Raw genomic sequence first — 12,679 nt, 5'->3', positions numbered from 1 at the left:
ATGCTGAAAGGACGCCTCGGGCTCGAGACCGCGCGCCAGCCGCATGCCGACCGGCACGGCCTCGTCTGGCTCGACCGCGGTGCCCTCACGGTCGAGGACGGCTGCCTGCGCTTCGTCGCGGCCGGCAGCGAGACGGTCGAGGCCGGGGACTACCGCATCCCGCACCAGGCGCTCTCGATGGTGCTGCTCGGGCCGGGCTCGACCGTGAGCCACGATGCGCTCCGCATCCTGGCGCGCCACAACACCGCCCTCGCGGCGATCGGGGAGGGCGGCGTGCGCTTCTACACCGCCCAGCCGCTCCTGCCCGACACCTCCGCGCTGGCGCGCCGGCAGGCGACGGCCTGGGCCGACGCCAAGGGCGGCCGCATGAAGGTGGCGCGCCGGATGTACGCCCTGCGCCTCGGCGAAGTCCTGCCGCATCGCGACATCGCGGTGCTGCGCGGCATCGAGGGCGCGCGGGTGAAGGAGATCTACCGCCAGGCGGCGGAGCGCCACGGCATCCGCTGGCAGGGCCGCCGCTACGACCGCCAGAACCCGAACGCCGCCGACATCCCGAACCAGGCGCTCAACCACGCCGCCTCGGCGGTGGAAGGCGCCGCCGCGATCGCGGTCGCGGCGACCGCGACCATCCCGCAGCTCGGCTTCATCCACGAGGATTCGGGCCAGAGCTTCGTGCTCGACGTCGCCGACCTCTTCCGGGACACGATCACCGTTCCCTGCGCCTTCAAGGCCGCGAAGGCGCACGAGAAGCGCCCCACCGACCCGATCGAGCGCCTGGCGCGCCGAACGGTCGCCGAGCGGCTGCGTCGCGACGGCGTCATTCCGGCCATGATCGACCGCATCAAGACCCTGTTCGAGGAGGAGACCCCATGACGAGCCGGCCCGGGACGGACGATCCCCGCCCGAGGACGTCCGCCCCATGCCGATGACCGTGGTGGTGACGCGGGACGTCGCCGACCGCTTCCGCGGCTTCCTGTCCTCGGTGATGCCCGAGGCGGCCCCGGGCGTCTTCGTCGCCGCCGAGCTCTCCCGCGGCGTGCGCGAGCGGGTCTGGACGGTGCTGTCGGAGTGGTGGGCCGACATGCCGGGCGGCTCGATCGTGATCCTGTGGAAGGACGACGCCGCTCCCGGGCGCCTCGGCCTGCGCACGCTCGGTCTTCCTCCGCGAACTCTCGCGGACCTCGACGGCGCACTTCTCGTCCGCCGCTGACGGCGTTCTTTGACATCGTGAACAATACCAGATACTTACGTGGCAGAGGCTCCCCCGCCCACGCGGGGATCGACCCGAGGCCGCGGGCAAGGGCCAGCCCGACGCCTCGGCTCCCCCGCCCACGCGGGGATCGACCCGGCGCGCTGCGTCTCGGACAGCCTACGCATCGGGCTCCCCCGCCCACGCGGGGATCGACCGCGGACTCACCGGGCCGTCATACATCGCGGGCGGGCTCCCCCGCCCACGCGGGGATCGACCCGGGCGGACGCAGATCCGGGCCTATCTGAAGCTGGCTCCCCCGCCCACGCGGGGATCGACCCTAGAGCTGGATGGTTTCGGAGAAATAAGAACAGGCTCCCCCGCCCACGCGGGGATCGACCCTTCTCGGATGGATGGCGGGACGATATCGGTATGGCTCCCCCGCCCACGCGGGGATCGACCTGCCGGCAAAGGCGCGAAGCCGGGACTTTTCAAGGCTCCCCCGCCCACGCGGGGATCGACCCCGCCCCGTGCTCCGCACCCGAGACGCCGACCGGGCTCCCCCGCCCACGCGGGGATCGACCCGCGCCTTACTCGCCCGACCGTTAGCATTTCATGGCTCCCCCGCCCACGCGGGGATCGACCCACGCGCGCCATGCTGCGCCTCGCGATCCTGGAGGCTCCCCCGCCCATGCGGGGATCGACCCATCACGGACCGGTCGAGGATCCGCGTTGCGGTGGCTCCCCCGCCCACGCGGGGATCGTCCCCAAGCCGACTTGCCCATCCACGGGGCCGGCATGAAGGGCCGCAGCGCCTTCGGGGCGACGCGCCGGAAGTAGTAGGTGCCGTGGCGGTCCTGAACGCGGCAGGTCACCCGTGCCATGGGTTTGTAGCACCGGCTTGTAGGACCGGCAGCTCGCAAGGCACTGATTGTCACAGAGTTTTAGCCGTATCAACGGCTTACGCCCGCATGGCGCGCCCTACGGGACTCGAACCCGTGTTTTCGCCGTGAAAGGGCGAATTTTGGCGCTTGATGGCATAGCCTGACACAGCGTGATACTCCATAGATCACAATGGTTTGTATCATACTGTGTGTTTGCGGACCATCTCGTTTCATGGCAGAGTCTGCAACGATTTTAGCAACGAAAAGTCCGCCATGCCTCGCCATGCCAGCCCGTTCAAAAGCCGCTCCAGTCGGGCAGCTCTGCCGACCTCGGACGCACCCACCTGGGAGATGATCGGGCCGGGCATCAGGCTCGGCTATCGCAGCGGCCGCGGCACAAGAGGGCAGGGGGGTAGTTGGCTCGCCGCGAGCCGCGGACCGGACGGAACGCGGGTGCAGATCCGTTTGGGCAAGGCCGACGATGCCGCGGAAGCCGATGGCTCGTCCGTCCTGACCCACGAGCAGGCCAAGGAGGCGGCTCGGGCTTGGGTGAAGTCCCTTCGCAAGGCCCCAGAGGCTGAACCCGCTCTGACGGTGGCGGACGCGCTGGAGCAATACCTCGAAGCCAGAACCGCTGAAGGGATGAAAGCCGTATACGACGCGCACTCCCGGGCGCGTACACACATCCTGCCGAAGCTCGGCGCACTGCGGGTGGGCGATCTTACGCTCGATAAGCTGCGGCGCTGGCGCGATGCCATGGTTCACGCGCCGAAGCGGGTTCGTACCGGCCGGCTGGCTACGAAGGTCAATACCCTGGATGTCGACACAACCGACCCCGAAGCTCTTCGCCGCCGTCGCGACACGGCGAACCGGACGCTGACGCTCCTGAAAGCCGCGCTGAACTGGGCCTATAAACACCAGATGGTAGCCGACGATCGGGCTTGGCGTTTGCTCACGCCTTTTCGGGATACCGGATCGGCCCGTGTGCGCTTCCTAGACGCCGCCGAGCAGCAGCGGCTTTTGAACACCTGCGAAGGCTCACTCCGGGATCTCGTCGCCGCTGCGCTGATGACGGGAGCCCGGTTCGGCGAGCTAGCGCGCCTGACAGTCCGCGACTTCGACCAGGCGAACGGCACCGTGTTCATCGAGCATAGCAAGAATGGCCGGGCACGCCACATCCCGCTTACCCCGGGCGGAGCAGCCTTGTTTGGTAGGCTCGTCATTGGCCGCGTCCCGAAAGCGCCTTTGCTGATCCGAGAGAACGGAGAGCCCTGGAGGCCCATGACGTATCAGCGGGGCTTTAAGGCGGCGCTCGCTCGCGCGAAGCTCGAGAGCATCACGCTCCACGAACTGCGACACTCGTACGCAAGCGCGATGGTCCGCAACGGAGCCCCGCTGATCGTCGTGGCTGAGGCGCTGGGTCACTCAGGCACCCGCATGGCAGAGAAGCATTATGCGCACCTCGCGCCGTCCTATGTGGCCGATACGATCAGGCGGACCGCACCGGATCTGAGCCTGCCGGCAGAGAATGCGGTACGGCTGGGTATCGCTGGATGAAGCACGCCTTGTGCGCAGATATCGATCGAGGTGGAGCCCATCCTGGGATCCAAACCCGATCAGGCTGGACGTGCAAAGGGCCCCTTGCGATCCAGCTCGGGCCCTGGAAGCGTCTGCTCCCAAGTCCTAAGCGAGGCAACTGCCGACGATCCAGACAGGTAAAGTTGCGACGAAGCGCTACTAAATGAAATAAATTTGAACCCTACTTGTCGTTTTTTTCATGATCAGTCGATTCTATTAAATTAAAATTCAGCTTCATCATCAATAAAATGGTGCAAAACCGATTTATTTGCTATCCACCTATAATATAGAAATAGTAATCTTGTATGATAGAGCTCGATATCTCGCGCAAAAGAGTTCGCTGTATAGTTCGAACACAAATACAAGTTTCCATATATTGTAGTGTTGAGTATCGATGTCTATACAACTTAAATATAGATACATTATTAGAATTATTCTCTGTCAGGCGGTCGCCGAATCGAGATAGCGATTGGCTATAACAATCTACGACCATTCGAATCAATCTGCGCACTATATGCCCAAGACGAGCTCTTGACTCAGGGCCCACTTTCACGCGAGAATTGTCAACGATTTTGCCACACCTCTCATGAGCTAAAAGGAGACGGCGTGGCTGTTATCTGAGTTCTAGAAGATGTTCAATCTTACAGAGTCTACTAGTGGATGTATACCATGTGGAAGATTATAGCTATAATGGTACTTGTCTCAATAGCTCAAGTACAGGTCCGTTTTGCGCGCGCCCAACCACTTCAGGTAATGTGGGTAGATCCACTAAAAGGGCCAATCTGTGCAGGGCCTATCGGCCCAGGACCTTGTCGAGAAGTCGCGCAATGGATTTCAACTCACGGTGGAGGTCAAAATCCCTATAGTTCTCAAACAAATAGCGTTTCTACGAATACGCAGCTGAATTCAGGGTCGTTGGAGCGTGCAGGCAATGACATACCAAATGTGAACGCGGCGATCTCGTCAGACTCCGTAACCGGTGCTCTACAATGCGCAAGTGCGACAGAACAGACTGCACGTGTCGATGTGGAAAAGTTTCTCACATGTACACGTGGCGCATTAGTCCTAGACAAAACAAGCGCTGCATTAATTATTTGCGTAGAGACTACAAGCGGGAACTTGAGTGAGTTCGCACAATGCGCAGGTAGGGGACTTATCGGCTCACAAATTACTGCTGATCAGATAAGGGCGATAAGTTGTGCATCGCTAAGTTCAGGTAAAGCTGAAGCCTTTGCTCAGTGTTTTTCGAATGTTACAACAGCATCAAAACTGAATTCAGATCAACGTCAAATCTTGGATTGCGGTAATCGCGGAGATGAGTTCAATGCTTGCGCTATTCGTGTAATTATTGGTCGCGACACATCGCCTGTAACTCGCGCTGCCGTCGATTGCGCAGTGCTGTCGCAAGGCGACCTTCAACAATTCGGGAATTGTGCTGCAAATAAATTTCTCAATCTGAACCTAAGCTCTGAACAGCAAATTGTCATGCAATGCATAAGTTCGGGCGCCGATCAGCCTTACTTTGCCGCCAGCTGCGCTGCTTCCCGACTAACCGCTCATGAACTAACTAAATGCATTGAATATGGAATTGGAGGAAATAAAGGCTGTTTTGGCGACAAAAACGATCTTGTCGGAAACAAGGGATTCGTTGTGCGGAATATTGCCTCATTAGCGGGTGGATCAAATTCAGCAATCAATAGTTCTGGGCAAGTGATTGGCGGCCAAAACTCAATTTTTAATAACCCAAAGCAAGTATTTGGCGGGCAAAATTCGGTGCCAAATACAGTATTGCGTGATGTTCCGTCCCCCGCACCTATCGCCGTTGGCAAGGTAGGAAACAAAAGAGTATGCATTCCTTGGTGTTAAATCGCAGATCTAATTTATTCCCTGATCAAAAGTGCTGTTATCATCATAGGGAGGAAGAACATGGACCGAAGAAATTTGATCCTAGGATCAACTTTTTTATTCACAGCAGGGCGTATCCCGTCGGTTAGAGCGAATGATGATGCAACCGATATAAAGATTATAGGTGCAGTACCTCCACTGCCGTCGGATCTAGCCGGCAATGCCGATCAGCCTCCAGCAATCTACTCTGCCACTCGTCCGGTGGGGGCTGCACCACCGTCGACTGACGAAATTGATCACGCCTATGACATCCTCGTCAGTTCACCTTTTGGCGTCGCACCAATAGATATTGCACAGTATTTTCTTGCTGTGGGTTCTGGTGCCTACGGAGCCGAGTCTCAACCATATGCGCGCGAATGGCCAGTCCGTGCGAACCCGCTCATCTTCCACTTTTTCTCCGCGACACAGACAAGCCCAGAAGGAGACACAACAGCATGGTGCGCAGCTTTTGTAAACTGGTGTTTGGCTCGTTCCAAAGCATCGTCACGTGACGAAATAGGTAGTTCTCCTGGTGCTTTCTCACAGAACGGAAAACCATTCAAAGTCGAGACTCTTAGGGATCACACTACCAACAATGCAAGCTCGGGGTCGTTCCGGTGTTGGGACTCAGTGGCGTATCCGAAACGCGGTGACATTGCCGTGTTCAAAGATCCGGGTACAGATTCGCTTACAGCTGCATGTCGGGGCTCCGGCCACGTAGCTTTTGTCCTTGGTACTTCGAATGGATTGGTTCGTGTATTGGGCGGAAATCAAAGTCAGAAGGGATGCAATGGAGCTGTTACTGTTGCCGACATGAAAACCTCAACGGGAAGCCGCTTTATGAAATATGTTAACGTGCGATGAGGCTGTAAAGATGCAACGACGTGGCATAATATGCTTACTTTTCTTCTCGTACTTGAGCACAGCCTCGGACGCGTTTGGGTCAGATGTAGACGATCTCATTAGAAGCACGTATCGAAACTCCGTTTTGAAAGTAAAAGTTTCAAATAACTTACCTGTCTTTAACGATAAAAATGAAAATATATGTCGTTCTGAGGGAACGGGATTTCTAATTAGCTCTAATTATGCAATTACTGCGGCGCACGTCTTTAAATTAAATAATAAATGCTTGAACCCAATCATTACAGTAAATTCAAGACTTCCGGGCAGTCTGCGTCTCGCAGAAATCATTGATAGTTATAATGATGTAGCGCTTCTAAAAATCAAAGAGCCCCTTCCGTCTCGTTTTTGCGCACTGCGTGTGCTTTCATCCGATGTTTATGCATCTAAAGGACTTCGGTTCGGCATACCCCACGATCTTCAAGATGCTATGGCTGTTCCCATAGATATCGGAGAAAAAGATAACGAGTTTGCCCCGTCCGTTGTCTTGACACCACCTTTCACGGAGCCGGGAGAAAGTGGTGGTCCGGTTATATATCAGTTCAACGTTGTGGGAATGACCCGCGCCAAAAGCGAGACTCACCCTGGCTATAGCTTTATGGAAGCGGCGGGAAATATCAGATTTCTCATGCGTAAGAACGGTGTAAAGAACGACGGGAAAACATGCAATCCGGCTGAATTATTTATGTTTGATGCGGAAGCTGGCGGATCTGGAGTAGGTCTACAAGTAACAGATGGAGTAAGTGAGCGTTTATCAAGCAAGATTATTGAAGACGCAGCTTCTGCTCTAGCGCAATCAGCTGCATCTGATCCAAATAACAAGGATTTAATCATAAGTAAAACAGCCGATACACTGTTTATACAAAGGGGTACGGCAAATAAATCTGAGCTTGATCCTTCAAAAATCGAACAGACAATCACACCTCAGGTGGAAAAAAGCATTTGGGATGATTATTTGAATCAAAATAGATAACCTTTTTAATTATATTATCGGTTTAATTCATGAAATGCTCAATTAGAATAATGAAAATAGCTCTCTGTATGATTGCCGCGGCCTAAAAAATTGCAGCTAAGTCGGTAATTTTGTCGCACAATTAGGATGAAATCACTTAGGGATTGGTGTCGAGGGCTCAGCGTCGCGACAGTGCTGGTGCCCGTGACAAATCACTTGCAGTTTCGGTCTTTCGAGGACCCCCTCGCAGGATGAGCGGCAGCAATCTGGAGCATTTAAGCCGATGTCCGGTTGTGAGACTTCCTTGGCGTCGGCAACAAACTTGAGCGCGCGATCCAGAGCGGTGGGATCGGCCTTTAGGCTGCCGTGCGAGCCAAGTTAGAAAAATAATCGCTCATGGATACGATTAATATCGTACCCTAATATAACATTTACTAGCAATCATAATTATTAAACGTAAGATTATTATCCAAACTCAACGTAGATATATCGAAATTCCTACAGTATAAATGATCATAAATATTTTCAGGACTGAATTTTCTAGCGATTATTGCATAAACTATCAGGATTGATGGCTGCCGGCATCGACCCAGCGGCGCATAACGCTAGTCGGAGCATCGCCGCCCGGGGCCCGGGCGGCGGCTTTGCAGGACGAGCTGAGCGAGTGCCGTGTCACTCGCTCCAAGTAGCTATGGGGGCAGTGTCGTGCTCGCGGTCGTCGTCTCCGCCACGTAGCCAGATAATCTGCGAAGCATGGCCCTCCGGCGCTCCCAGGGATGGCTCGCAGTCGCCCCCATCCTCGGCCTCTGCATCGCCATCGGCCTCGTCGAGTAGCAGGATGATGCGGTCGACCACGTCGAGGGCGAGTTCGGCCAGACGCTCGAATTCTGCGCGGGGAATGCGCGTAGCCGAAATTCCGGCCGCAGTACGGGGGAATGGGATGACGTTGGTCACTGATGCCGCCTCCCGTTCGAGGCCTCAGCGGGATCAGTGATATCGGCTTGGTCAGCGTCCGATGCCGACGACCGCGATCCGAACTCGTCGAGGATGGCCCGCTGGATGGACGCACACCGTTCTGCCTCGTCATCGACCCTGCAGAAACCGTGGGGGCCCAGCTCAGGCCAAAACACGTTCCGAGTGAAGGCACGGGCGGCCTGCTCGTAAACGCTCAGGAGCGCGGAGAGCTCGCCTATCGACATGTCCTGCAGCCTGAGAGATGCAACCCTAGCACCTCTCACAGCCCTGTTGGCTTGTTTGGGCTTGTCGGCCGACAAGGCGAAGTTTTGGCCGACAACGACCGACGAATCAGTGTCGATTTTTGCATGGAAGCCCATGGCGTCACCTGATCGCAGTGGCTTGCGACGGGCAGCTGATGCGCTGCCGAGCGCGTCGCTAAACTTGCGACTATTATGGTGACTCGCGGCGACCGGACTCGACAACCAGTTGGAATCACCGTCCACAGACGATGTTTTCGCCTTGCGGTTCGCCCGGGCGAGCAGGCGTTCGGCTTCCGCACGCAGCGCTGCGGCTCTTTCGTGCAGGCTGACCTGCTTGCCAGAATGGGGCCTTCCGTTCCGCGGCGCCGTGGGGCGCGCCTTCGATGCATTGGGCATACGTGGTCTCCATCTTCGTGAGGTTCAGGGAGGTGCGTCCGACGCTGACGACGGTGCTGCGAATCAGCAGCGCGGCTTGATGCGCGGAGCGCTCGGGATCTGATAGCGACTCAGATCTTCATCGGCCGGCGTGAGGCGAGGGAGGCTGAGGTCCATCGAACCAACGACGAGAGCAACCGCTAGCAGGTCGCCGGTGGCGTTCAGGAAGCGAGCGGCCCGGACATAGGGGGTGTCCGGCCGAACAGCGGAGGCGGCGTGAGCAGCCTCCCAAGTCTCGATCTCGGCCAATCCCTCTACGCCAGGCGGCGGAGCGGGCGCCCGGCGTAGATAGCCGCGCGAAGTGAAGTAGCTGCGCGCCGCGGGCGACTGAGTAACGACGGGCGGGGCAGGGCGCCGGGGAGCGGATGCCATCGGTCCAGCCCTCAAGCCTGAGCCGCGGCGTTGGCGAGCATCACGGCGAAGCGCTGGAACAGCCATGCGCCGAACGCGCCCTTGTCGAAGTCGGTCGAGACTTCCGCGAGATAGGTCGCGAGCGTGCGCACCTCCTCGGCGTTGGCCGGAGTGAGCGCCAGCAAGGCGTTAAGGGCGGCAACCTCCTCGTCGCTGGCGCGATCGGCGATGGCAAGCATCAGGGGCTCGTCGGGAGCGCTGTCCTGCTCGGCTCGCACATAGTCGGCGACGGCCTGGGTCACGGCGAGGTTGGCGCTGCGGTAGGTCTCGATCGCGGCGAGCAGCGGGCTCGGGCCTCGGGGCGCCGGGAGGGCGATCACGGCCGGGGGTGAGGCCTCGGGGACGAACATCACCAGTTCGGCGAGGCGGGCCTTGAGCTGCGAGCCCAGATGGCAGCCGCCGAGCCCGGCCGTCAGCAGGTTGTCGACCTCCTCGGCGACGTACCACCGAAGGTGTGCGATCAGGGCGTGTGCGCCCGGCCGGGTGCTGCAGGTGACGCCAAGGAGGGCCTGCGCGGCCTCGTACTCGGCTTCCTCGGCCTCGGACGCCTCTTCGTCGGGAGCGACCTGGAAGGCCGCCCAGGCGCGGCGGTGGGCACGGATGGCCGATAGGATTGGGTCGGCAACGGCCACGGGCGCCGGCAGGGCGAGCGCATGGACGCGGGTCGAAGGCGCAACCTGCGCCTTGACGGGCGCGGCGAGGAGGGCGGCGGCGCCGGCCCCGATGGCGCGGCGGGCAGGCAAGGCCGTGAGAAGGGCGAGCGTCATCGATACCATGAGCGGGGCTCCGGGCAGGAAATCGTCGGGTTGTGTTGGTGCGTGGTCCGGGGTACCGCCCCGGGCGGATCAGTGCGCCTTAGCGGTGCGGGCGGCCTTGGCGAGCTGCCAGGTGGCCTTGAGGGTGACGGACAGGGCCTCGCCCCAGGTCGAGTCGGTGCGGCCCTGATGGATGCGAGCGGCGGCGATGGCGGCCGACATGATCGCGGCCCTGTCGTAGGCGCCAGCAACCACGAGGGGGCGGCGCTTGGCGCTAGTGGCGGCGATCAGGCTGCGGGCGGCGAGGAGGCCCGCTGGGCGTTTGGCGCGATCGGCAGCAACGGCGTGCATCGCAGCAGTCCAATCGATCTGTCGGGTGGCGGCCATCAGCTTGGTCCCGGGCGCTTTATGTGCTATGAGCACCTTTATGGTGCCAACAGCCGGTGCCGTCAACCCTAAAATGGTGCTGATAGCACATGAGTCCGGGCCAACCCGAAAACCCACCCCTTCTCACCGTTGAACAGATCCGGATGGCCAAGGCGGCTCTTGGGTGGTCGAACCCAACATTAGCTGAGAAAACCGGCCTTCATCGCAACACCCTGAACAGGGCAGAAAACGGCGAGGCCAAAAGATCGACGCTTGAGTTGCTTAGGAGGGTGTTCGAGGAGGCCGGTCTAGAGTTCATCCCCGAGAACGGCGGCGGTGCCGGGATCCGGTTTCGCAATCGGTCGGATGGGACGCGCGAGGAGCATTAGGGAGGGGAGCCATGGTCTAGCCCCCGGGGAAATTCGCCCTTCAGGCTACCGGCTTCGCGCCCCGTCAGGCCACCCGGCCGGCGGGGCTCGCTATGTCGGGGACGCCTTCGTCAGCAGGTAGACGGCGACGACCACAGCCAAGATCACGGCCGGTGTCGCCAAGATCGCAGCTGATCGCCACCACTCCACACGCGACATGCCGCTGACGTTACGCCGCAAATCCAAGGTACCTGTCTCTGCGACCTGCTTGCGATCCTCTCGACGACCAAGCCAAGCGCCCAGAGTGAAAAGAGATGCGGCCATCAAGACTACAAATATTAACGGTCCCGCTGTGCCAAAATTGTTAGCCAGCACAAGTAAAATATCGTTAAGATGATCACCAGCTACCCAAAAAACTCCACCTACAACGAAGTATTTCACAAGCAATAGCACTGCAAACAAGGCCGAGAATACGCTTAAGAGCATCACCGCCAGAGCCGTGGCCTGAAGCACTGTCTGAATCCCGAGGGCGCAGCGCCACAGCGGCGCTGCTCCTCGTGAGCCTAGACGAGTTTCAATTTGGCGTCGCGTTTAGTCTTAGGGCGCTCGTGACGCATGCCCCCGCCCAGGCGGAAGGCTTATCCTTATGGGCGAGGAGCGCGGAGCCTCGCCCATAAGGGTGCGCTAGTGCACTGACGCCTTCATAAGGTACACCGCACGCTCGAATTTCCTACACGGCTGCAGGCAGTTAGCGAGCGACCGGGTGCTTCGTTCGTCGGTGCCAATGCACTAGAGAGGCTTCGCCGAGGCGTAGGCTTGGGAACGGCAGGGTCGCAGCACCGTCGCAAGCTTTGCCGTGGTCAGGGTCGTAGATCTGATAGTGCCTCGTTCTGGCGGCTGTCAGGCGTGACCGAGTTACCTACTTTCTCGGTCGCAGCAAGCCTATCCCCGATGAGATCCGACCCCATGAGCGACGAGAAGCCCGAGCGGATCCCAGCCTTCCCCATGGATGACAAGAGATCGGCTGCCTACCACGTCGCCATGGGGACGCTCGACGCGGCTGCCTCCGTGGTGCCGGGCGGAAGCTACGGGGTGCAGCAGATCGTCCGCCAATTCATCGGCGAGCCGCTTGAGCGCCGTCGCGAGGCTTGGTTTGCGGCTGTGGGTGATAGCCTGCGAGAGATGCAAGACCGCTTCGACGGGTTCGATCCCGCGAACTTGGCCGACGACGAAGAATTCTTGAGTGCTGTCGCCGAAGCCAGCCGGATCGCGATGACTACACACCGCGCCGAGAAGCTGGATGCCCTGCGGAATGCCGTCCTCAACGCGGCGGCTGGAATACACTTGGATGAAGTGCTACAGAAGACATTCCTCGGCTACGTCGATCGATTTTCCACGTTGCACTTTCAGGTTCTGAAGCTACTCGCTAATCCAGCAGCCAATCCGAAGGCCGCCGCAAGAGCCGAAGGCATGATGACCGGCTCCCTCGGGCAAATCATACACGCGGCATTGCCGGAAACCACTGGTAACCCGGTCTTACTAGGACGAGTTTTGGGCGAGCTTGAACGGGAAGGTCTGACCAATGGAGCGAGCATGAACACCATGATGACCGCTACTGGGGTTACTGAGAAACGCACATCGGAGTTCGGTGACACCTTCCTAAGCTTTATCTCGAACCCGGCCTCGAAGGTGGCATGAGGTTGTAGGCAGGCTCCTCACGGGGCCGGCCCGCCACCTCGT

14 protein-coding genes and 1 CRISPR repeat array are annotated in these 12,679 nt (G+C 59.1%); of the genes, 8 read left to right on the top strand and 6 right to left on the bottom strand.

All coding sequences use genetic code 11. The features are described 5' to 3' along the window. The 6 genes from cas1e to DK419_RS15575 all read left to right on the top strand — a co-directional run bounded on the left by cas1e (window position 1) and on the right by DK419_RS15575 (window position 7,408). The gene (gene cas1e / locus DK419_RS15595) at window positions 1–873 is read left to right on the top strand and encodes a type I-E CRISPR-associated endonuclease Cas1e (RefSeq protein ID WP_109959879.1); all 873 of its coding nucleotides are present in this window, start codon (window positions 1–3) and stop codon (window positions 871–873) included. 46 nt (window positions 874–919) lie between these two features. Continuing rightward, window positions 920–1,210 (top strand): type I-E CRISPR-associated endoribonuclease Cas2e, encoded by a 291-nt coding sequence (gene cas2e, locus DK419_RS15590; protein ID WP_109959878.1) that lies wholly within the window; start codon window positions 920–922, stop codon window positions 1,208–1,210. Between the two features lie 47 nt (window positions 1,211–1,257). After that, window positions 1,258–1,957: a CRISPR direct-repeat array (repeat unit 29 nt; unit sequence GGCTCCCCCGCCCACGCGGGGATCGACCC). A 389-nt stretch (window positions 1,958–2,346) separates the two neighbouring features. Beyond that, window positions 2,347–3,630, top strand: a complete 1,284-nt coding sequence (locus DK419_RS15585; protein ID WP_109959877.1) for a tyrosine-type recombinase/integrase — start codon at window positions 2,347–2,349, stop codon at window positions 3,628–3,630. Between the two features lie 1,140 nt (window positions 3,631–4,770). Next, window positions 4,771–5,517 carry a hypothetical protein gene (locus DK419_RS28665; RefSeq protein ID WP_162561250.1) on the top strand — a complete coding sequence of 249 codons (747 nt, stop codon included), beginning with the start codon at window positions 4,771–4,773 and terminating at the stop codon, window positions 5,515–5,517. A gap of 60 nt (window positions 5,518–5,577) precedes the next feature. Further along, window positions 5,578–6,399, top strand: coding sequence for a CHAP domain-containing protein (locus tag DK419_RS15580; RefSeq protein WP_109962335.1), 822 nt, complete (start codon window positions 5,578–5,580; stop codon window positions 6,397–6,399). A 124-nt stretch (window positions 6,400–6,523) separates the two neighbouring features. Then, window positions 6,524–7,408, top strand: coding sequence for a S1 family peptidase (locus DK419_RS15575; protein ID WP_162561249.1), 885 nt, complete (start codon window positions 6,524–6,526; stop codon window positions 7,406–7,408). Between the two features lie 651 nt (window positions 7,409–8,059). Here DK419_RS15575 and DK419_RS15570 read toward each other — a convergent pair. The 5 genes from DK419_RS15570 to DK419_RS15555 all read right to left on the bottom strand — a co-directional run bounded on the left by DK419_RS15570 (window position 8,060) and on the right by DK419_RS15555 (window position 10,556). Continuing rightward, window positions 8,060–8,341 (bottom strand): hypothetical protein, encoded by a 282-nt coding sequence (locus tag DK419_RS15570; RefSeq protein ID WP_109959876.1) that lies wholly within the window; start codon window positions 8,339–8,341, stop codon window positions 8,060–8,062. Beyond that, on the bottom strand, window positions 8,338–9,000 hold the full coding sequence (locus tag DK419_RS28660; RefSeq protein ID WP_162561248.1) for a hypothetical protein: 663 nt from the start codon (window positions 8,998–9,000) through the stop codon (window positions 8,338–8,340). The genes DK419_RS15570 and DK419_RS28660 overlap by 4 nt, the downstream gene beginning before the upstream one ends. A gap of 63 nt (window positions 9,001–9,063) precedes the next feature. Continuing rightward, window positions 9,064–9,288 carry a hypothetical protein gene (locus DK419_RS28655; RefSeq protein WP_162561247.1) on the bottom strand — a complete coding sequence of 75 codons (225 nt, stop codon included), beginning with the start codon at window positions 9,286–9,288 and terminating at the stop codon, window positions 9,064–9,066. Between the two features lie 134 nt (window positions 9,289–9,422). Next, window positions 9,423–10,226: a hypothetical protein gene (locus DK419_RS15560; protein WP_109959874.1), complete on the bottom strand. Its 804-nt coding sequence runs from the start codon at window positions 10,224–10,226 to the stop codon at window positions 9,423–9,425. Window positions 10,227–10,295: 69 nt separating this feature from the next. Further along, on the bottom strand, window positions 10,296–10,556 hold the full coding sequence (locus DK419_RS15555; RefSeq protein WP_245442459.1) for a hypothetical protein: 261 nt from the start codon (window positions 10,554–10,556) through the stop codon (window positions 10,296–10,298). Between the two features lie 125 nt (window positions 10,557–10,681). On the opposite strand from DK419_RS15555, the gene DK419_RS15550 reads away from it, so the two are divergent. Continuing rightward, window positions 10,682–10,960: a helix-turn-helix domain-containing protein gene (locus DK419_RS15550; RefSeq protein ID WP_342587193.1), complete on the top strand. Its 279-nt coding sequence runs from the start codon at window positions 10,682–10,684 to the stop codon at window positions 10,958–10,960. A gap of 90 nt (window positions 10,961–11,050) precedes the next feature. On the opposite strand, the gene DK419_RS28650 is transcribed toward DK419_RS15550, so the two are convergent. Then, a complete protein-coding gene (locus tag DK419_RS28650) occupies window positions 11,051–11,452 on the bottom strand; it encodes a hypothetical protein (protein WP_162561246.1) in 402 nt (133 codons plus the stop codon). 453 nt (window positions 11,453–11,905) lie between these two features. Between DK419_RS28650 and DK419_RS15545 the strand changes: the two genes are divergently transcribed. Next, window positions 11,906–12,637 carry a hypothetical protein gene (locus DK419_RS15545; RefSeq protein WP_109959871.1) on the top strand — a complete coding sequence of 244 codons (732 nt, stop codon included), beginning with the start codon at window positions 11,906–11,908 and terminating at the stop codon, window positions 12,635–12,637. The last annotated feature ends 42 nt before the right edge of the window (window positions 12,638–12,679 follow it).

The organism is Methylobacterium terrae, from assembly GCF_003173755.1.
Lineage (GTDB): Bacteria > Pseudomonadota > Alphaproteobacteria > Rhizobiales > Beijerinckiaceae > Methylobacterium > Methylobacterium terrae.
This window is presented reverse-complemented; position numbering and strand designations above follow the sequence as displayed.